General features: G+C 64.1%; 18 protein-coding genes. 4 read left to right on the top strand and 14 right to left on the bottom strand.

Going from position 1 to position 19,043, the window contains the following annotated elements; translation table 11 throughout:
- The first annotated feature begins 11 nt into the window (after positions 1 to 11).
- Together ACLKOZ_RS06320 and ACLKOZ_RS06315 are read left to right on the top strand one after the other, a co-directional pair.
- Positions 12 to 566 carry a DUF3090 domain-containing protein gene (locus tag ACLKOZ_RS06320; protein WP_436473667.1) on the top strand — a complete coding sequence of 185 codons (555 nt, stop codon included), beginning with the start codon at positions 12 to 14 and terminating at the stop codon, positions 564 to 566.
- The gene (locus tag ACLKOZ_RS06315; RefSeq protein ID WP_436473665.1) at positions 566 to 1,333 is read left to right on the top strand and encodes an SCO1664 family protein; all 768 of its coding nucleotides are present in this window, start codon (positions 566 to 568) and stop codon (positions 1,331 to 1,333) included. Before ACLKOZ_RS06320 ends, ACLKOZ_RS06315 begins: the two co-directional genes overlap by 1 nt.
- Positions 1,334 to 1,408: 75 nt before the next feature.
- Here the strand turns inward: ACLKOZ_RS06315 and nrdF are convergent, their stop codons facing one another.
- From nrdF to ACLKOZ_RS06280, 7 genes are all read right to left on the bottom strand, one after another.
- Positions 1,409 to 2,383, bottom strand: a complete 975-nt coding sequence (gene nrdF / locus ACLKOZ_RS06310; protein WP_066291871.1) for a class 1b ribonucleoside-diphosphate reductase subunit beta — start codon at positions 2,381 to 2,383, stop codon at positions 1,409 to 1,411.
- Positions 2,384 to 2,479: 96 nt separating this feature from the next.
- On the bottom strand, positions 2,480 to 4,600 hold the full coding sequence (nrdE, locus tag ACLKOZ_RS06305; protein ID WP_337351259.1) for a class 1b ribonucleoside-diphosphate reductase subunit alpha: 2,121 nt from the start codon (positions 4,598 to 4,600) through the stop codon (positions 2,480 to 2,482).
- Between the two features lie 62 nt (positions 4,601 to 4,662).
- A complete protein-coding gene (gene nrdI, locus ACLKOZ_RS06300) occupies positions 4,663 to 5,067 on the bottom strand; it encodes a class Ib ribonucleoside-diphosphate reductase assembly flavoprotein NrdI (protein ID WP_337351258.1) in 405 nt (134 codons plus the stop codon).
- 197 nt (positions 5,068 to 5,264) lie between these two features.
- Entirely contained in the window at positions 5,265 to 5,510 is a 246-nt protein-coding gene (gene nrdH / locus ACLKOZ_RS06295; protein ID WP_337348171.1) for a glutaredoxin-like protein NrdH, read from the bottom strand.
- A gap of 475 nt (positions 5,511 to 5,985) precedes the next feature.
- Positions 5,986 to 7,359 carry a class I SAM-dependent methyltransferase gene (locus ACLKOZ_RS06290; RefSeq protein WP_436473662.1) on the bottom strand — a complete coding sequence of 458 codons (1,374 nt, stop codon included), beginning with the start codon at positions 7,357 to 7,359 and terminating at the stop codon, positions 5,986 to 5,988.
- Positions 7,356 to 8,087 carry a DUF1365 domain-containing protein gene (locus tag ACLKOZ_RS06285; protein WP_436473660.1) on the bottom strand — a complete coding sequence of 244 codons (732 nt, stop codon included), beginning with the start codon at positions 8,085 to 8,087 and terminating at the stop codon, positions 7,356 to 7,358. The genes ACLKOZ_RS06290 and ACLKOZ_RS06285 overlap by 4 nt, the downstream gene beginning before the upstream one ends.
- On the bottom strand, positions 8,084 to 9,457 hold the full coding sequence (locus ACLKOZ_RS06280; protein ID WP_436473658.1) for an NAD(P)/FAD-dependent oxidoreductase: 1,374 nt from the start codon (positions 9,455 to 9,457) through the stop codon (positions 8,084 to 8,086). Before ACLKOZ_RS06280 ends, ACLKOZ_RS06285 begins: the two co-directional genes overlap by 4 nt.
- A 124-nt stretch (positions 9,458 to 9,581) precedes the next feature.
- On the opposite strand from ACLKOZ_RS06280, the gene ACLKOZ_RS06275 reads away from it, so the two are divergent.
- Both ACLKOZ_RS06275 and ACLKOZ_RS06270 read left to right on the top strand, forming a co-directional pair.
- Positions 9,582 to 10,499 (top strand): LysR family transcriptional regulator, encoded by a 918-nt coding sequence (locus ACLKOZ_RS06275; RefSeq protein ID WP_337348175.1) that lies wholly within the window; start codon positions 9,582 to 9,584, stop codon positions 10,497 to 10,499.
- A 45-nt stretch (positions 10,500 to 10,544) separates the two neighbouring features.
- Positions 10,545 to 11,051 carry a DUF2004 domain-containing protein gene (locus ACLKOZ_RS06270; RefSeq protein WP_337348176.1) on the top strand — a complete coding sequence of 169 codons (507 nt, stop codon included), beginning with the start codon at positions 10,545 to 10,547 and terminating at the stop codon, positions 11,049 to 11,051.
- Between the two features lie 85 nt (positions 11,052 to 11,136).
- Here the strand turns inward: ACLKOZ_RS06270 and metE are convergent, their stop codons facing one another.
- The 7 genes from metE to ACLKOZ_RS06235 form a co-directional block, all read right to left on the bottom strand.
- On the bottom strand, positions 11,137 to 13,470 hold the full coding sequence (metE, locus tag ACLKOZ_RS06265; protein ID WP_436473655.1) for a 5-methyltetrahydropteroyltriglutamate--homocysteine S-methyltransferase: 2,334 nt from the start codon (positions 13,468 to 13,470) through the stop codon (positions 11,137 to 11,139).
- A gap of 56 nt (positions 13,471 to 13,526) precedes the next feature.
- Positions 13,527 to 14,492: a methylenetetrahydrofolate reductase gene (locus ACLKOZ_RS06260; protein WP_337351077.1), complete on the bottom strand. Its 966-nt coding sequence runs from the start codon at positions 14,490 to 14,492 to the stop codon at positions 13,527 to 13,529.
- Between the two features lie 332 nt (positions 14,493 to 14,824).
- The gene (locus tag ACLKOZ_RS06255) at positions 14,825 to 15,502 is read right to left on the bottom strand and encodes a hypothetical protein (RefSeq protein ID WP_436473653.1); all 678 of its coding nucleotides are present in this window, start codon (positions 15,500 to 15,502) and stop codon (positions 14,825 to 14,827) included.
- 74 nt (positions 15,503 to 15,576) lie between these two features.
- Positions 15,577 to 16,692, bottom strand: a complete 1,116-nt coding sequence (locus ACLKOZ_RS06250; protein WP_436473651.1) for a VWA domain-containing protein — start codon at positions 16,690 to 16,692, stop codon at positions 15,577 to 15,579.
- Positions 16,689 to 17,708, bottom strand: coding sequence for a vWA domain-containing protein (locus ACLKOZ_RS06245; protein ID WP_436473649.1), 1,020 nt, complete (start codon positions 17,706 to 17,708; stop codon positions 16,689 to 16,691). The genes ACLKOZ_RS06250 and ACLKOZ_RS06245 overlap by 4 nt, the downstream gene beginning before the upstream one ends.
- A complete protein-coding gene (locus ACLKOZ_RS06240) occupies positions 17,699 to 18,169 on the bottom strand; it encodes a hypothetical protein (RefSeq protein ID WP_436473647.1) in 471 nt (156 codons plus the stop codon). The genes ACLKOZ_RS06245 and ACLKOZ_RS06240 overlap by 10 nt, the downstream gene beginning before the upstream one ends.
- Positions 18,159 to 19,040, bottom strand: coding sequence for a DUF58 domain-containing protein (locus ACLKOZ_RS06235; RefSeq protein WP_436473646.1), 882 nt, complete (start codon positions 19,038 to 19,040; stop codon positions 18,159 to 18,161). Before ACLKOZ_RS06235 ends, ACLKOZ_RS06240 begins: the two co-directional genes overlap by 11 nt.
- Positions 19,041 to 19,043: the final 3 nt, after the last annotated feature.

Below are 19,043 nucleotides of genomic sequence, written 5' to 3'. Positions count from 1 at the left end.
AAAATACTGTCATGCCCACACTTGTTCACGAGTTTGCCTGGCCTGACCGGGTTGTCATCGGCACTATCGGCGTTCCGGGGGCGCGCACGTTCTACCTGCAGGTTCGCTCAGGTAAGCAAATCGTGAGCATCGCACTGGAGAAGCAGCAGTCGGCTCAGCTCGCCGAGAAGATTGACGAGATCCTCGATCAGCTCATCACCCTCGAATCCAACCCCTTCAGCGTTCCCAAAGGAACTCCCATCGAGCTCGTCGACAATGACCAACTCGAGGCGGTCACGGAGCAATTTCGAACAGGGGCCATGACCTTAGGCTGGGACCCGACGACCGCGCAGGTGGTTATAGAGGCATACTCAATCACCGAAGTCGATGCTGATGACCCCGTCGAATCACTTGCGGAGAACGGCGCTGATGTGCCCGAAATGTTGCTGGTGCGGATGCCGGTTGGCACCGCCCGGGCATTCGCCAAGCGGACCCGGGAGGTGGTCGGCGCCGGGCGCCCGGCATGCCCGCTCTGCGGTTATCCCGTGGACCCTGACGGGCACGTCTGCACCCTGCCGGAAGTCTGATGCCGGCGTCCGACCTGCTGACTGACGAACTGCTCCTCATTGGGCGCATCACGACGGCGTCGAACGCCACCTTCCTGGGCAGCATCGGCGACACCACGGTCGTTTATAAGCCGATAGCCGGGGAGAAACCGCTGTGGGATTTTCCCGATGGTTTTCTTGCCCACCGGGAGGTCGCCGCCTACCTGGTTTCTGAGGTCCTCGGATGGAACGTTGTGCCACGCACATGGCTGCGGGACGGTCCGTTAGGCAGGGGAATGGTGCAGCTGTGGCAGGAGTCAGACCCCGACCAGAACGCAGTGGAACTCATTGCGGCGGACGACGTACCGGAGACCGGGTGGAAACAAGTCCTTGAGGGTCAGGATGAGGACGGACGGATGGTGGCCCTCATCCACGAGGACTCTCCGGCGCTCAGACGCATGGCGGTGTTCGACGCGGTCGTGAACAACGCCGACCGCAAAGGCAATCACGTGCTGGCCATGAAGGACGGACACCGGCACGGCGTGGACCATGGGCTCACTTTCCACCGTGACCACAAGCTGCGGACAGTGCTGTGGGGGTGGCTGGGAGACGCTCTGACCGTCGAGGAACTTGAGGGCATCGACCGTGTCACCGAAGGACTGGACGGTGGGCTGGGCCGAAACCTGGCGGACTTGCTCAGCGCCGAGGAAATCGCTTCGCTCACTGCACGCTGCACCCGGTTGCGGTCGACCCGGCAGTTTCCGGCTCCGAGTGGTGAGATGCCCGCGGTGCCTTGGCCGCTGTTCTAGGCATGTTTATGTACACGAATGCCCCGCACGCTTGGCGTACGGGGCATTACAAGGCTGAGGGGACCTTGTCGTGTGCTAGAAGTCCCAGTCCTCGTCTTCTGTGTTAACGGCCTTGCCGATCACGTAGGACGAACCTGACCCCGAGAAGAAGTCGTGGTTCTCGTCGGCATTCGGGGACAGGGCCGAGAGGATTGCCGGGTTCACGTCGGTGACGGAAGCCGGGAACATGGCCTCGTAGCCCAGGTTCATCAGCGCCTTGTTGGCATTGTAATGCAGGAACTTCTTGACGTCCTCGGCCAGGCCCACACCGTCGTAAAGATCGTGCGTGTACTGGACTTCGTTTTCGTACAGCTCGAAGAGCAGTTCAAACGTGTAGTCCTTGATTTCCTGCTTGCGTTCCTCGGACAGGCCTTCGAGGCCCTTCTGGAACTTGTAGCCGATGTAGTAACCGTGCACGGCTTCGTCGCGGATGATTAGGCGGATGAGGTCAGCTGTGTTCGTCAGCTTGGCCCGCGAAGACCAGTACATGGGCAGGTAGAAGCCCGAGTAGAACAGGAAGCTTTCCAGCAACGTGGACGCTACCTTGCGCTTCAGGGGGTCATCGCCCTGGTAGTAGTCCATGACGATCTGAGCCTTCTTCTGAAGGTTCTCGTTCTCGGTGGACCAGCGGAATGCCTCGTCGATCTCCTTGGTGGAGGCCAGCGTGGAGAAGATGGAGGAGTAGCTCTTGGCGTGCACGGACTCCATGAAAGCGATGTTCGTGTACACAGCTTCTTCATGCGGGGTGAGCGCATCCGGAATCAGGGAGACGGCGCCGACGGTGCCCTGGATGGTGTCCAGCAGCGTCAGGCCAGTGAAAACGCGCATGGTGAGCTGCTGCTCAGCCGGCGTCAGCGTATTCCAGGACTGGACGTCGTTGGACAGCGGCACCTTCTCGGGCAGCCAGAAGTTGTTAACGAGGCGGTTCCAGACATCCACGTCCTTGTCGTCCTGGATGCGGTTCCAGTTGATTGCCTCGACATGCGTCAGCAGCTTGACCTTCTCGGTCATGTCATCCCCTAAACGTTGGGTTGTTCTTTGAAGTTAAGCGTACGACGGCGGGCGGGCGCCCGCCGTCGTACTGTCACAATTTAGTTGAACCTACAACTACAGCATGCAGGAAACGCAACCCTCAACCTCAGTTCCCTCCAGCGCGAGCTGGCGGAGACGGATGTAGTAGATGGTCTTGATGCCCTTTTTCCAGGCGTAGATCTGGGCCCGGTTGATGTCGCGCGTGGTGGCGGTGTCCTTGAAGAACAGCGTCAGGGACAGGCCCTGGTCCACGTGCTGCGTGGCAGCGGCGTAGGTGTCGATGACCTTCTCGTAACCGATTTCATACGCGTCCTGGTAGTACTCCAGGTTGTCGTTGGTCAGGTACGGCGCCGGGTAGTACACGCGGCCCAGCTTGCCTTCCTTGCGGATCTCGATCTTGGACGCCACCGGGTGGATCGAGGAGGTGGAGTTGTTGATGTAGGAGATCGAGCCCGTGGGCGGAACAGCCTGCAGGTTCTGGTTGTAGATGCCGTGCTCCATGACGGAAGCCTTCAGCTCACGCCAGTCATCCTGGGTGGGGATGTGGATATTCTTGAACAGCTCCGCAACCTTCTCGGTCTGCGGCACCCATTCCTGTTCGGTGTACTTGTCGAAGAACTCGCCCGAAGCGTACTTGGACTTCTCGAAACCGCCGAAGGTCTGCCCGGTCTGGATAGCCAGCTTGTTCGAGGCGCGGACTGCGTGGAACACCACCGAGTAGAAGTAGATGTTGGTGAAGTCCAGGCCCTCTTCGGAACCGTAGTGGACCCGCTCGCGGGCCAGGTAGCCGTGCAGGTTCATCTGGCCGAGGCCAATGGCGTGGCTCTGGTCGTTGCCGCGGGCGATGGACGGCACCGAGGTGATGTTGGACATGTCGGACACTGCAGACAGCGAGCGGATGGCCGTCTCGATGGTCAGGCCGAAGTCCGGGCTATCCATGGTCTTCGCAATGTTCAGCGAGCCCAGGTTGCACGAGATGTCCTTGCCGGTCTGGTCGTAGGACAGGTCATCGTGGTACGTGGTGGGCTGGGAGACCTGGAGGATCTCGGAGCACAGGTTGGACATGATGATCTTGCCGTCGATCGGGTTGGCCCGGTTCACGGTGTCCTCGAACATGATGTACGGGTAGCCGGATTCGAACTGGATCTCGGCGAGGGTCTGGAAGAACTCGCGCGCCTTGATCTTGGTCTTCTTGATCCGGGAATCGTCCACCATCTCGTAGTACTTCTCGGTGACCGAGACGTCGGAGAACGGCATGCCGTAGACGCGTTCGACGTCGTACGGCGAGAACAGGTACATGTCCTCGTCCTTCTTGGCCAGCTCGAAGGTGATGTCCGGGATGACAACGCCCAGCGAGAGGGTCTTGATGCGGATTTTCTCGTCCGCGTTCTCGCGCTTGGTGTCCAGGAAGCGGTAGATGTCCGGGTGGTGCGCGTGCAGGTACACGGCGCCGGCACCCTGACGGGCACCGAGCTGGTTGGCGTAGGAGAAGCTGTCCTCGAGGAGCTTCATCACGGGGATGACACCGGAGGACTGGTTCTCGATCTGCTTGATCGGGGCGCCGACTTCGCGGATGTTGGTCAGCGCGAACGCCACTCCTCCGCCGCGCTTGGACAGCTGCAGCGCGGAGTTGATGGACCGGCCGATCGACTCCATGTTGTCTTCGATGCGGAGCAGGAAGCAGGAGACCAGCTCGCCGCGCTGGCGCTTGCCGGCGTTCAGGAACGTGGGAGTGGCCGGCTGGAAGCGGCCTTCGATGATCTCGTCCACCATCTGCAGGGCCAACTGCTCGTCGCCACGGGCGAGGTGCAGGGCCACCATGCAGACGCGGTCCTCGTAGCGCTCAAGGAAGCGCTTGCCGTCGAACGTCTTCAGCGTGTAGGACGTGTAGAACTTGAACGCGCCCAGGAAGGTCTCAAAGCGGAACTTCTTCTTGTACGCGCGGTTGAAGAGCTCGCGGATGAAGTTCATCGTGTACTGGTCGAGGGTTTCGCGCTCGTAGTACTGGTTCTTCACCAGGTAGTCGAGCTTCTCTTCCAGGTCGTGGAAGAACACGGTGTTGTTGTTCACGTGCTGCAGGAAGTACTGATGCGCGGCTTCGCGGTCGGCCTCGAACTGGATCTCTCCGCTGGGGCCGTACAGGTTCAGCATGGCGTTGAGCTCGTGATAGCCCAGACCCTTGTAGGCGGCCGGCATCTCGGGCTTTTCGACGGCGGCACTCCGCTTTTCAGCGGCGGTGCCCTGGCCTTCGGCCCTGGTTACTTCTGTATCTGCGACAGTCGTGTCCAAAACGTGTCCAATCCATTGTTGACGCGGGCAACGTCGTCTGGCGTGCCCATAAGTTCGAAGCGGTAAAGCGTGGGAACTTTGCATTTGGCGGCGATGATGTCCGCAGCCATGCAGTAGTTGTCCCCGAAGTTTGTGTTGCCTGCACCGATGACGCCGCGGATCAGTTTCCTGTTCTGCGGGTTGTTCAGAAAGCGGATGACCTGTTTGGGCACCGATCCTTCTCCCCCGGTGCCGCCATAGGTCGGCACCACCAAAACAAAGGGCCTGGTGGCGAGAAGGGGTGCGTCTTTCGGGTAAAGCGGGATCCTGCCCGATTCACGGCCAAGCTTCGCAACGAAGCGGCTGGTGTTCTCGGAGGTGGAGGAAAAATAGATGAGCTGGCTCTGCGTTGTGACAGTATCCGGCGAAAACGCCTGGTCCTTGCCGGCACCATCCCGTCCGGCGCGCTGAGCCGCGTCAACGGGATGGTCGGTTTCACCAGTTGCTGTGAAGGAAGCCCCGGCTGTTGCCAGTGCCACGGGAGTCACCTCAGCTGCATCGAAGGTTGCCTGACGGCAGGAAAAAGTAAGGCCTAGGCCACGGAGGAGACGGCAGAGAGTGCCAGTTCCTCGATCTTGTCCGGGCGGAAGCCTGACCAGTGGTCCTGGTCCGTGACCACAACAGGAGCCTGCATGTAGCCCAGCGCCTTCAGGCGATCGAGTGCCTCGGCATCCTGGGAGATGTCCACGCTCTGGTAGGCGATGCCCTTCTTATCCAGTGCGCGGTACGTTGCGTTGCACTGAACACAAGCCGGCTTTGTGTAAACCGTAACGGTCATGGTCCCTGTCCCCTTTGTCGAAATATCGCTCTTCTTAGGCGGGCCGTTCCGAACTGGAATCCATGTCCGTTACTGCCGGCCTGCATTGCCGCTTCCGCGGCCCGTCTACAGTTTGATGTCCTGCGCTGGTGTCCCGCTCAAGCTGTATGTAGATACTACATGTAGTGCAGACGGCTCTTCGGAACCCCAAGATGATGTATTACAAGTATGTCATTTAATGCACTTTTAATCCACAGGCAGGACCCCGCAAAATGTCCGGAAATCCGCTGATTTCAGGGACGAAATCCACACCCTGTGGAGTACTTAGCCACATTTAAGCCCCAGCGTGTCGTTCCGTGGACGGCGTGTCGCGCCTTGTGCCGGGGGCACTACATGTTGTGTTGGACACGCCAAAAGGGGCCCCGAAGCGACCTTCGGAACCCCTCAGGGTGATCAATCCCACGGACAAGCAAGGCCATCCGCGTGATCGTGGCAACTAGAGCTGCGCCTCCCGGCGGTCAAGCACAATCTGCTGGACGTCCAGGTAGCCAGACTGGAACCCCGCCCGCGAGTAGCAGAGGTAGAACAGCCACATCCGTTGGAAAACCGTGTCGAAGCCGAGCCCGGCCACTTCCTGCGAACGGGCCATGAAGCGTTCCTCCCACAGCCGCAGGGTGGCCGCGTAGTGGTCCCCCATGCCCATGCGCTCCCGGACCCGGAGGGTGGTGTGCTGCTGCGTCACGCCCTCGATGGCCCGCACCGAGGGAAGGAAGCCGCCGGGGAAGATGTACTTATGGACCCACGTGTAGGCGTTGCGGGTAGCCAGCATGCGCCCGTGCGGCATGGTGATGGCCTGGATGGCCACCTTGCCGCCGGGGGCCAGGACGCGGTCAATCGTCTGGAAGTAGATGGGCCAGTATTCGTATCCGACGGCTTCGATCATTTCAACCGATACGACGGCGTCGAACTCGCCTTCCACGGCCCGGTAGTCCTGTAGCCCCACTGTCACCCGGTCCGCGTAGCCGGCAGCGGCGATCCGCTCCTGGGCCAGGGCCTGCTGCTCACTGGAAAGGGTGACGCTGTACACGGTGGCGCCGCGCGCCGCTGCCCGCAGTGCCAGCTCGCCCCAGCCTGTGCCGATCTCCAGCACACGCGTCCCTTCCCGCACTCCCGCCTTGTCCAACAGCCTGTCGATCTTGGCCTGCTGTGCTTCCGCCAGCGAATCCCACGGCACGGACGTCAATGCTCCGGCGTCCGCCGGGAACAGCGCCGACGAATAGCTCATGGTGGCGTCCAGGAATTTTGAGAACAGTTCGTTGGAGAGGTCGTAGTGCCGGGAGATGTTGCTGCGGGTGTTCTGCTCGTCGTTGCGCTCCTGCCGCGGCGTCCGGGGCAGGTAGAGGGTGCGCAGCTTTTGCAGCGGAGTCGGGATCAGCGTGTCCACGGACGCCGCGAAGACTTCCAGCACGCCGGCGAGGTCCGACGCCTCCCAGTCCCCGGCCATAAACGATTCCCCCAGCCCGATCAGGCCGTTGTCCCCGATCCGGGCCTCAAACGCCTCTGGCCTGACCATGGTCATGACGGGCGCGGCGGGACCGCCGGTCCCGAGGACTGAACCGTCCGGGTAGGCCACACGCAGGGGCAGATGGCGGGCGGCACCCCTGAACAGCAGGCCCGCGGCCTTGCCCGCCACTAATGCTTTAGTGCCCGACGGCGCGTGGGCCACTCCGGGCCAGACGTCCGGATCGATGGTGGCCGGGGCTGCCGGTACCCCGGCAATGTTCCAATCAGTCACCCGGGAATGGGTTGCGGGCTTGGGGTTGGAAACCTGCGCGGCTGCAGCGGTTCCGTTCTCATCGGTCATTGTCATTGAACTGCCTCCTGTGAGGGGTGATGTGGTCTTTTGACGACGGGCAGGCGTTTTGCCCAGAGCTTCACGCCCTGGATCCTGATCAGGGCGGAGACCAGCAGCGGCGCCGCCGGAACCGCCAGTGCCGCTGCAAGGATGTTCCTCGTGGTGGCGGGGCGCCTTTCACCGTCCATGGTGGCGATGAACGGCCGGTGTCCTTCGCGCTCCAGCACGATCGCTACAGCCAGCCGCTCATGCGGTGCAGGCAGCTTCATCCGGTACTGCCCGTCAACGTCGTTGAACGGTGAAACATAGAAGGCCTTGGGCACCCTGGCCCGGCCGGAGGAGTCGGTCTCCAGGAGGTAGCAGTGCCGTTCGCCGTAAGTGTTGTGCACTTCGGCGATGACGCACTGCAGGTCCCCGGACTGCCGAAAGCACCAAAAGAGCGTGAGCGGATTGAAGACGTACCCCCAGACCCTGGCGCTGGTCAGCATCCGGATGTTCCCGCCGTCGGGCTCAATCCCCCGGGTCCGCAGGAACCGCTCAACATTGGCCCGGATGGTTGCCGACGGGTCACCCAGGTGGTCGCCGGCCCGGAAGACGGCCAGCGGCTGCAATAGCCATGGCAGCCGAGGGAGCCGGTCGACGTCAACAAACCAGCTGTAGCTCCGGTACGTGAAGGCGTTCTTCAGCGGGGTTTGACGCACATGGGATATGGAGGTGCGGTAGATGGCTGCCGATGAACTCATGCGCCCTCCAAAGCCAGCAGTCCTGGCTCCCCCGCCGTCCCGGCCGCAGCCCAGGTCCGGCCCAGCATGGCAGCGGCGCGGACGCCGGACAGGGCACCGTCCTCATGGAAACCCCAGCCCAGGTAGGCTCCGGCAAAAGCGATGCGGTTGTTGCTGAGTGCCCTGATGCGCTGCTGGGCCTGCAGGGAGTCGGGCGTGTACTGGGGGTGTTCGTAGACCATCCGTTCGAGCACCTGGTCATCGGCAATGAGTTCGGACTCGCCCAGGCTGACCAGGTAGGGCCGGCCGTCGGCGGGCTCAAGCCGCTGCAGCCGGGTGAGGTCGTAGCTGACAAGGACCTTGTCGGGGCGGGCGTCGCAGCCGGGGAGCCGGTAGTTCCAGGACGCCTTGGCATTGTCGGCGCCGGGAAGGACCGCCGGGTCGCGGTGGAAGACAGTGTGGTTGACGGAATAGGGCATCCGGCCGAGGGCTTCCTGCTCCTCCGGAGTGGCGTCCGCGAGGAACCCGAGTGCTTGGGCGGGATGAGTGGCTATAACCACGGCGTCAAAGTTTTCCACGCCGTTCCCGGTGGTAACTTCCACGCCGTCGTTATGCCTGCGGACGGATGTTACCGCCGTTCCGAGCCGGATGTCCGGTAGTGTCGCGGCAAGCTTCTCCACGTACCTCGCTGAGCCGCCCGTCACGGTGCGCCACTGGGGCGAGCCCTTGACGCCCAGCATGCCGTGGTGCGCCAGGAAGGTAAACAGATACCGGGCCGGGTAGGACAGCGCTGTGGTGGGGTCGCAGGACCAGACGGCGCTGACCACAGGAGTCATGAAATGCGAGATGAAGTAGGGGCTGAAGCGCTCCCGCTGCAAAAACTGGCCAAGAGTCAGCTCCGGCGTGGCGGTGTCCGGGAGAACGGGCGACTCCGGCTCTGCCTGGATGAGTGACCGGGCCCGGCGGTAGAAGCGCATGACCTCCACCAGCATCCGGAGGTAGCGTCCACGCAGCAGGCTGGACGGGCGGGCAACAATCCCCCTGGCGCCGTCGCGCGCCCCGGCGTACTCCAGGCCGCAACCGTCGCAGCGGATGGACATGCTCATTTCGGAATCCTGGGTTTCCACGCCCAGCTCGGCGAACAGCCTCAGCAGCGTGGGGTAGGTCCGCTCGTTATGGACGATGAAGCCGGTATCAATCCCCAGGGCTTGGCCATCCTGCTGAGGCACGCTGTGCGTGTGGGCATGGCCACCCAACCGCGTGTCCGCTTCGAAGAGGGTCACGTTGTCCTGCCGGTTAAGGACGTAGGCCGCCGTCAGGCCGGCCACGCCGCTGCCGATGACCGCTATGCGTCTGCCCGCGCCGCCACTTCGGGTGGGGATCAGTGACAATTTTTGCTCCTCTGCTGAACATTGCCGTTGGGTAGTCAAGGGCAGTTCGGAACGGTGAGAGGCCCGGATGGGTAAAACTGCCGGCTTCTTTTTCGCCGGCAACCCGGCAGAGTAGTGTGGGCGGGTGGTTAATCCCGTACATCTGAAGACACTGCTCGAAGTGACGCGGCTCGGCTCATTTGCGGCAGCAGCAGCCCGGCTCGGGTACACGGCGTCGGCGGTTTCACAGCAGATGTCCGCCCTCGAACGGGACACGGGGGTAGTCCTCTTCCAGCGCTCGGCCCGCAGCGTGGTCCCCACGGAGGCAGCCGAGGTGATGACCCGGCACGCCGCCAAGGTCCTCACGGACATCGAGGCGCTGATGGCCGCCGCTTCAAGGACCCAGGACAGCGCCAGCCAGGAGCTCAGGCTGGGAATCTTTCCCAGCCTGGCTACCTACGTCCTCCCCCGGATCCTGCAGAATCCGGCCTGGAAGAACCTGGGGATCGACCTCAGGGTCTCAGTGGCGGAGCCGTCCCAGACCATCCAGGGACTGCGGACCGGCGGGGATCTTGATGTGGCGCTGGTCTTCCAGGTGGGCCAGTCCGGGCTCGCGTGGCCGCACACCATCAACAGGCAGTGGATCGGTGACGACAACTTCCGCGTGGTGCTGCCCGCCGGCTGGGGTTTCCGTTCCGATGCCAAGGTCGCCGCGGACCATCTGTCCGAGATGCCGTGGATCATGCACCACCCCGGCACTCCCGACGCGGTGGTGATCGAGCGGCTCTTCGCAAGCTGCAACCTGCATCCGCGGGTGGTGGCCCATAGCGACGACTTCCATGCCAGCCTGGAGATGGCGGCGGCCGGACTGGGCGCCGCCCTGGTGCCGGAACTGGCGCTGCGGCACCGGCCGGCCGGGGTGGTGGTGCTGGACGTTCCGGAGATCCGGCTGGCCCGCAACGTTTTCGCGCTCCTGATCAATGAGAAGAAAACCGCCCGCGTGCAGCTGTTCGTGGACCTGCTGGCCGAAACATTCGCAGGCCTGGGGACAACAGGCAATTAGGGCCGAATGCTGGAACGGACCGCTTTTCGGGTCTATGTTGAAGATATGAACAGGGTAGCGAGCCAGCACTTTGGAGAAATCGAGCTCAACCACGGCGAGGATCACAACATTGCCGCTAAACATGAGCTCGGCGGAACCACACTGGAACTCGACCTGAACATCAACGCGCACGACCACTTTGACGAAGCAGCCATGCACAAGGTGGACTACCGGCTCCGCTACCTCCCAGAGCTCGTTGACGAGGTCCGCGACATGATCGCCGAAGAGCTGGAGCAGGAGGGCACCAGCCCCCAGGAGTACCTGCGCTTCCACTGCAACGCCCTCAAGGACGAGCACCTGAAGAAAGTCTTCGGCGTCGAAGACCGCAGCCAGCTCACCAACGCTGTGTTCCTCAAGGCCCTGAAGCTCGGCCATGTCGGCATCTATCCGGGGCAGCCGGAGCGCTATTTCGTCCTTGATTTCACGCTCGGCTCGCACTTCACTGACGAGGTCCTTGTGGTGTCAGCCGACGAGGACGGCGTGGTTGACGACGAAATCCTCTGGGAATCCTGAACAAAACCACTGCATAAAGCCCGACGGCGGCCGGTCACTTAGGTGACCGGCCGCCGCTTATTGGGGTGCTTTAGTTACTTGGCTGCTACTGCTGTGCTGCCTGCAGCAGTTCGGCGCGGACCGTCTTGGTGGCCTTGACCAGGTTGCGCAGGGACTCTTCGGTCTCGGCGTAGCCGCGGGTCTTCAGGCCGCAGTCCGGGTTGACCCAGAGCTGGCGGGACGGGACGTGCTTGACGGCGGTGCTGAGCAGTTCGGTGACTTCCTCCTCGCCGGGAACGCGCGGCGAGTGGATGTCGTAGACGCCCGGGCCCACGCCGCGGCCGAAGCCGTGGGACTCGAGGTCGTGGACAACCTCCATGCGTGAACGGGCGGCCTCGATGGAGGTCACATCCGCGTCCAGTCCGTCGATGGCGTCGATGATGGCGCCGAATTCGGAGTAGCACAGGTGGGTGTGGATCTGGGTGGCGTCAGCAGCACCGGCGGTGGACAGGCGGAACGAGTTCACGGACCAGTCAAGGTACGCTGCGTGGTCTGCCTTGCGCAGCGGGAGGAGTTCGCGGAGGGCCGGCTCGTCCACCTGGATGACCTTGATACCGGCCGCTTCGAGGTCAGCGATCTCGTCGCGAAGCGCCAGTCCAACCTGGTTGGCGGTCTCGCCGAGCGGCTGGTCGTCGCGGACGAAGGACCAGGCCAGGATGGTGACCGGACCGGTGAGCATGCCCTTCATCGGCTTGCTGGTCAGGGACTGGGCGTACTCGGCCCAGGCAACCGTGATGGGGGCGCTGCGGGTGACGTCGCCCCAGAGGATGGACGGACGGGTGCAGCGGGAGCCGTAGGACTGGACCCAGCCGTGGACCGTGACGTCAAAGCCTTCGAGGTTCTCGGCGAAGTACTGCACCATGTCGTTGCGCTCAGGCTCGCCGTGTACCAGGACGTCGTAGCCGAGCTCTTCCTGCAGCTCCACAACGCGCTTGATCTCGTCCTTCATGAGCTGCTCGTACTGCTCGTTGGTGAGGTCACCCTTGTTGTTGCGGGCTCGGGCCGAGCGGATTTCGGAGGTCTGCGGGAACGAGCCGATGGTGGTGGTGGGAAGCGGCGGAAGGTGCAGGGCCTCTTCCTGGGCGGCTTCGCGGACCGAGTACTCGGAGCGGTTGAAGTCTGCGGCGGTCAGTGCTTCGGTGCGGGCGCGGACGTCGTCGCGACGGACTCCTTCAGCGGTTGCACGGGAAGCGATCACGGCGGAAGCTTCATCGATGGCGGCCTTGGCCGAAGCGGGCTCGGCGAGGTAGGCGGCGAGAGTCTTGACTTCCACGGCCTTCTGGTCGGAGAACGCAAGCCAGCTGCGCAGCTGCTCGGACAGCTGGGTTTCCTCAGCGACGTCGTGCGGGACGTGCTGGGTGGACGTGGAGGTGCTGACGGCAAGCTTGCCGGCTGCGGCCTTCAGCTCGTCCAGCTTGGCAGCGGACGCGGCGAGGTCGTTGCGCCAGATGTTGTGGCCGTCAACCACACCGGCAACCAGGGTCTTGTCGCCGAGGCCGGCGAGGGCTGCTGCAGACGGTACTGCGCCCTTGAAGATGTCAATGTGCAGAGCATCAATGTTGGTCGCGGCAAGGGTGCCGAGCTGCCCATCAAGCGAGCCGTACGGCGTGGAGACGAGGATCTGCGGACGCTTCGCAGCCGCGGTGAGGACCTCGTAAGCCCGGGCGACGGCGGCCTGGATCTCCTCGGCGGAGGTGTCCTGGTCGACCACCAGTGCAGGCTCGTCGAGCTGGATCCAGCTGGCGCCCGCTTCGGCGAGCTTTTCGAGCAGCTGGACGTAGACGGGCAGGATGTCCTCGAGTCGGGACAGCGGCGCGAAACCGGCCGGTGCGTCGTCTGATGCCTTGGACAGCAGGAGGTACGTGACCGGGCCAACGATGTACGGGCGGGTCTCGATGCCGTTGGCAAGGGCGAAAGCGAACTCTTCAACCTTGGCGGTGGACGCGAGGGTGAACTCGGTCTCCGGGCCGATCTCCGGAACCAGGTAGTGGTAGTTGGTGTCGAACCACTTGGTCATTTCCAGCGGCTGCTGTTCCTTGTTGCCGCGGGCCAGGGTGAAGTAGCCGTCGATGTCCAGCTGTCCCTCAGCGTTGAGGAGCTTGCCGAAGCGGGCCGGGACCGCACCGAGGTGTGCCGTGGTATCCAGGACCTGGTCGTAGAAGGAGAACGTGCCAGGCACGGCGGCAGCCTCGGTCAGGCCGAGTTCCTGCAGGCGCTTGGCGATGGTGAGCTGGATGTCCTTGGCGGCGGCGTCGAGGGCAGCGGCGTCGATTTTGCCGGCCCAGTACGCTTCGACGGCCTTCTTCAGTTCGCGGCGGCGGCCGATGCGCGGGTAGCCGAGGAGCGAGGCAGCTGGAAACGGAGTGTTAATTTCAGTCATGGAAGATTCCTTGGAGTGGTGAGACGGTTCGGGAGGTCTTGGCAGATATCTGGGAATCAGCTGGCCAGCTGGCGCCGGGCAACGGCGCTGCGGCGGCTGGCTGAGCGTGAGTGGCGCGGAAGAGCCAGTTTGTCCAGCACCTCAAGCGCGCTCTGGTGTTCGTTGAAGGTGTAGAGGTGGATGCCCGGTGCACCGGCTTGGAGGGCCGCATTGGCCAGGTCCACCGTCGCCCGGACGCCGATCCGGAGCCGTTCGGCGTCGGTGTCGGCTGCGGCGAGGCGTTCCATGAGCTCGGGGGACGGCTCAACGCCGGTCAGTTCACCAAGCCGTGTGACGCGGCGGAGGCTGGTGAGGGGCATAACGCCCGGAATGATCGGGATGGTGACGCCGGCCCGGCGGGCCCGGGTGACCAGTTCCGCGTACTGCCCCGCGTGGAAGAAGACCTGGGTGATGGCAAAGTCTGCCCCGGACCGCTGCTTGGCCAGCAGCACCTCAACGTCGTGTTCCTCGCTGGGCGACTCCGGATGCCGCGTGGGATAAGCGGCGACGCCGACAGCGATCTTGCCAGCGCACAGCAGGGCCGAACGCCGCTGCTCCACACGCCTGATCAGTTCAATCAGATCCTGCGCGTAGGTCAGCGATCCCTCCGCGGGCTTCCCGCCGTCCTTGGGCATGTCGCCGCGGAGGGCGAGGATGCCGCGCACGCCGGTGTCCAGCAGTTCACCGATGATCTCAGCCAGTTCCAGCGGGGTGTTGCCGACGCAGGTCAGGTGGGCCAGGGGCCGCAGCGTGGTTTCCTGGACCAGCCGGTGGATGAGTTCGAGCGCTGTGTCCCGGTTGGAGCCGCTGGCACCGTAGGTGACGGCGACGTAGTCCGGGTCGGTGGTCTCAAGCTCACGGATGGTGTTCCACAGCGATTCCGCGGCAGCCGGGGACCGGGGCGGGAAAAGCTCATAGGAAAGCGCCACCGGGGCGGTATCTGAGAGGTTGGGATGGGTGTCAATAAGGCTTGGTGGTGACATTTGCGTCCTTGGCTTTGGGCCATTGGCGGCAATATACGTCGACGTTGCGACTGTATTGCCGTCAATGAATTGAGTTTGGGGAACACGGAAGGAACTCCACTAGGACGCAGCCGCGACTGTTACGCCTGGAATGAAGTTGTCCGTGAGCAAATGTCAGGCCCACATGGGGGCACCCACACCCTCCGCAACGGAGGATCGCTGACACGTTACCGCGGTAACTTGTATAGAACTCTAGGAGTCCTTCCGGAAGCGTTCAAGTTGACCGCCGAATTAAGACGCAGCTTTACGCCGTATTTCACCGTGCCGCAGAATTTTGTTCGCCACTGTGGCGGCTACCAGGGCTTGTCCGGTCCTGCACCGTAATCGCCGTCCCTGAGGTACTCGTCGCGCTCCTGGCCGTTGTTGCGTTCCAGCTGGGAGTTCCGGGCGCTGTCTTTGAGCTCCTCGAGCTGGGTTTGCTGCCCAGGATCGGGCTCTGCCGGAGCTTGCGGCTTTTCGCCTTCGGGCTGCTCCCCCGCACCCTCCCCGGCCCTGGCGTCCTCGGATTTTTGCCGGAGCCGGGCTTCTGCCTGGTCCAGCTTCTCTCCCGGGGCCGGGGCGGCCGACTGGTCGGAGGCCGCCAGGCAGCCGTCAGGCGCGGCGTCCACAACGGCCAGCGCTTCGGCGAAAAGCTGCCCCGCCGCCGTCGGGTCCTTGGCAGCCAGCCGGGCATCACCAAGCCGTTCGATGCTGAGTACCAGGTTGACGCGGATGACGCAGTCATCATTTGGCCCGGTGAGCGCCAGGGCCTCCTCAAAACGCTTCCGTGCTGCCTCGAAGTCCCCGGCCAGGGCCCGGGCGTCCCCCTCGGCGAAAGGTGCCTTGTGCGGTTCGATGACATTGACGGTGCCCAACCCCGCCGCCGCGGAGCCCACCGCGTCGGCGTCACGGTGTTCAAATCCCGTGGCCGCCTGGCCCGCGAGAACGCCGAGGCTAAGCAGCTTAAGTGACAGGCAAAGGACCAGGAGCACGGGCAAACCGGACCAGAGAAGAAGGAGCCTCCGGCGCCTGAGCATGGTAGGTGCCGTCGAAGAATGATCCGGGTTCACTTAGATGCCCCCTGCACAGGTTGACGGTCACGGCTGGACGGCGAAGTTTGTGACGGCCCGGGCTGGCTTGGCGGCCCTGTGTGACCCAACTTCCTGTGCTGACTCAACGGCCGGAGTTCACGCAACTGCCGCAGCAGCAGGACCGTTTCCCGGAGGGCCAGCAGGAACGCCCCGGCCGCCAGGATCCAATACAGTTCCATCCGCCCTTCAAGGCTGTTGCCCCCTTCCCCGCGGTGCAGGGCGCCGGGATTGGCGTCCTGCAGCATGGGCGCGGCAGCGTCACCTGCCGAACGGTGCACATAGGGAACCTCGAGGTCGGCTGCGATGCGCCGGAGCTGGGCCTCGTCCAGCATGGAGAGGGCGTCCCGGCCGGTCCCGCCGCTTCGGTCGCGGATGTAGCCTGCGTCGTCGGGGCCTGGCCCGGTGTTTTCCTTCATCCGTCCGCCCTCGGCTGTCCCGTAGCCCAGCACGGCTCCCCCGCTGACCAGCCCCGTGTCCACGCGCATCGGTGCTGGAACCTTTCCGCTGGTCTGTTCCCCGTCACCGAGATAGAAAACGATGCGCGGCCGTTCGGGATGGCTGTCGCGGGCAGCCCGGAGCCGCTCGTCCAGCAGTTTCGCCGCCACGGTGACGCTGCTTCCTTTGGAATAGGCCGCGACCTGCGGTTCCAGCACGGTGACGAGGGTGTCCAGTGCGGACGTGTCAGTGGTCAGCGGCATCCGGACGGCAGCGTTGGTGTCAAAGGTGATCAGCGAAAAGCGCGCACCGGCCAGGCGTTCGGCAATGGCACTGATGTCCGCACGGACTCCCTCCAGCCGTGGCAGGGAATCTCCGTAGTCCTCGGCTGCGATGCTGCTGGTGGTGTCGACAACAAAGAAGACGTTGATTTCCGCCGTCGCCGCCTCCGCGCTTCCGCCCGGGATGCCGGGCCGAAGCGCCGCCCCCACAACGAGCAGCACGAGTATCCCGCGGAGCACCCCGTCGCGGCCTGAGCCCGGCCCCCGGCGGGGGTTCCGCCGTCGGACACTGATGACCTGCCAACCCAGGAACAGCACGACGGCGGCGGCCAGCGGCAGCATCACCCACGCTGGCAGTACCGGAAGCAGCGTCATGGCCTGAGCCGCCAGGACGCGCCGGCCAGGACCAGGCCGGAGAGGAGGGCGAGCGCCAGGGGAAGGTCCGGACGGTCCGAGACCACGGCACGGGGCGCACCCTGGATGGCGGCTGTTTCTGTTGCCTGGACATCCCGGACGATGCCTGCCACGGCTTCCGGGCTGTCCAGCGCGTAGTAGGCTCCGCCGGTCGTTTCGGCCGTGGCCCTCAGCAAGGCACCCGGCTGTTTGGAGTCAGTGCCGTAGTCGAAGTCGCCGGGGTTCAGGGCGTAGACGCGGATGTCCCGTTCCTTGGCGAGCGCACCCGCCTGTTCCAGCGTGAAGATCGGATCGCCGGAAAGAAAGTTGTCGGTCGCCAGCACTACTGACCGCGAGCGCGGAGGCGTCTTGGCTCCAGGCATTTTGCCCTGGGGCGTGGCGTCGGTAGCAGGGAAGCTCTCCACGCAGCTGGCCAGTCCGTCGCCGATCAGGGACGAGCCGCGCCCATTCCAGGTGCCGTCCAGGAAGCCTGAGCTCCCGGCTTCACCGTTGAAGGCGTCCTTCGCCATTGTCAGTTGCTCCTGCACATAGCTGTAGTCATCGGTTAGGGGAAAGACCTGGACCGCGCTGCTGTCGAAGATCGTGAGCCCAATCCGTTCACCGTCGAAGTCGGCGGCTAGTTCGGTGAAGACCTCCACCACTTCGGCGTCGGCGCTGCTCATGGATCCGGACGCGTCCAGGCACAGGATGATGTCCCGGTTGTGTTGCTCGGGCCGGATGGTGGTCATGTTTACGGGCCGGGCCGCGGCGATGGCAGCCGAGACCACCAGGGTCAGGGCGGCGACCGCCGCGACCGCAAGCCAGCGCCGGTACCGCCGGAGGGCGCGCTGGTACTCGGGCAGCGCGGTGAGGCGGTCCGCGTTGGCAACGGGCCGCCGTCGGGCGTTGTCCCGGGAGTCTTTGCGCAACACCAGCCAGGCGGCACCGGCTGACGCGGCCGCTGCGATCGGAAGGAGCCACCAGAACATCAGTTCCATGCGCGCACCGCCTGGCGGGCCGTCTCGGCTGACCGGGCCAGCGGCGGCAGCGGTTCCGCGCCGAACTCGCCGGGGTAGAGCCGGCCAACGGCTGTGGCCGCTGCGGGCAGGGGATGGCTGTCCAGCTCCGCCAGCGTCATCCTGGGGGCATCAACGCCCGTGACGTCGCGGGTAAACTTCCGGACCAGGAGGCTGAGTTCCTGGTGGGATGCCCGGGACGTCAGCCGTCCTGCTGCGGCATCGGTTTCCACGGCATCGATCCTCTGCAGGTACGCTTCCTTGAGGCTGTGGATGTCCGACGGCGGCGTGAACCGCGGCGCTGCCGCCGGCACCGGGCGTTTACGGGTGCTCAGGTAAACGAAGAAGTACCAGCCCACGACGAGGACCAGCAACCCGATCCCTGCCCACAGCCAGAGCGGGCTGTACTGGAGCGGTGCGTAGAACCCGCCGTTATCCTGCACGCCGGTGCCGTTCCAGCAAGGCAAACAGTTCCGTCATGACATCCTGGCTGTTGGCCACGTGGCCCTCCGAAATCCCGACGCTGCGCAGCATGGCATGCCGGCCGGCGTCCCGTCCCGCTGTGGCCGTTGCGTATGCGGCAGCTACTGCGGGTGACTCGGCGATCCGGCTGGGCAGCGGCGAAGTGTCCGCCACACTGAACGCATCTCCCGCCCGCCCGGCGCCGGCAAGGTCGGCGTCGCGGATGGTGAGCCAAAGGATCTCGTGCTGCGCCCGCAGCCGGCGGAGCAGCTGCTCCAGGCCAGGGTTCGCGGCCAGCTCGTCTCCGACGACGAACAGCAGCTTCCGTCCTTTAACAGTGCGCGCCACATGGCGCAGTTGCTCTTCGAGCCGGCTGGGACCGCTGTCCAGGCTGGCCCGGGAGCGGACCTCCTGCAGCAGCCGTTCCAGGTGGGCTTCCCCAGCCTTGGCCGGAATGGTGCGGGAACCAAAGGCATCGCCACAGACCAGTCCCACCACGTCGCCGTGCCGGTGTGCCAGGTAAGCCATGACGCCAAGGGCCATCACGGCGATGTCCTTCTTGGGTTCGCCGTCGCGGGATCCGGCCGCCATGTTCCGGCCGGTATCGGCAATCAGCATAAGGGTCTGCCGCCGTACGGCCACATACCGCTTGATCAGCGGGGAGCCGTGGCGGGCGGAGGCCTTCCAGTCGATGTCCCGGACCTCATCCCCCGGAACATATGCCCGGAGGTCATCGAAGTCCAGGCTGCGGCCCCGGAAGACTGAACCGTATTCGCCGTCAAGGATGCCGCGGGCTTTCCGGTGGGCGAAGATGGACATCTTCGACTTCACGCGTGTAAGCAGGCTGGTCACCTG

The sequence above is a fragment of the Arthrobacter sp. R4 genome (assembly GCF_051365025.1).
Taxonomy (GTDB): Bacteria; Actinomycetota; Actinomycetes; order Actinomycetales; family Micrococcaceae; genus Arthrobacter.
This window is presented reverse-complemented; position numbering and strand designations above follow the sequence as displayed.

Coding starts and splice junctions, on each gene's coding strand:
- ACLKOZ_RS06270 (WP_337348176.1), top strand. CDS start 10,545: ATGAACAGGGTAGCGAGCCAGCACTTTGGAGAAATCGAGCTCAACCAC.
- ACLKOZ_RS06320 (WP_436473667.1), top strand. CDS start 12: ATGCCCACACTTGTTCACGAGTTTGCCTGGCCTGACCGGGTTGTCATC.
- ACLKOZ_RS06250 (WP_436473651.1), bottom strand. CDS start 16,692: ATGACGCTGCTTCCGGTACTGCCAGCGTGGGTGATGCTGCCGCTGGCC.
- nrdH (WP_337348171.1), bottom strand. CDS start 5,510: ATGACCGTTACGGTTTACACAAAGCCGGCTTGTGTTCAGTGCAACGCA.
- ACLKOZ_RS06315 (WP_436473665.1), top strand. CDS start 566: ATGCCGGCGTCCGACCTGCTGACTGACGAACTGCTCCTCATTGGGCGC.
- ACLKOZ_RS06285 (WP_436473660.1), bottom strand. CDS start 8,087: ATGAGTTCATCGGCAGCCATCTACCGCACCTCCATATCCCATGTGCGT.
- ACLKOZ_RS06260 (WP_337351077.1), bottom strand. CDS start 14,492: ATGTCACCACCAAGCCTTATTGACACCCATCCCAACCTCTCAGATACC.
- nrdE (WP_337351259.1), bottom strand. CDS start 4,600: ATGCCGGCCGCCTACAAGGGTCTGGGCTATCACGAGCTCAACGCCATG.
- metE (WP_436473655.1), bottom strand. CDS start 13,470: ATGACTGAAATTAACACTCCGTTTCCAGCTGCCTCGCTCCTCGGCTAC.
- ACLKOZ_RS06245 (WP_436473649.1), bottom strand. CDS start 17,708: ATGGAACTGATGTTCTGGTGGCTCCTTCCGATCGCAGCGGCCGCGTCA.
- ACLKOZ_RS06290 (WP_436473662.1), bottom strand. CDS start 7,359: ATGACAATGACCGATGAGAACGGAACCGCTGCAGCCGCGCAGGTTTCC.
- nrdF (WP_066291871.1), bottom strand. CDS start 2,383: ATGACCGAGAAGGTCAAGCTGCTGACGCATGTCGAGGCAATCAACTGG.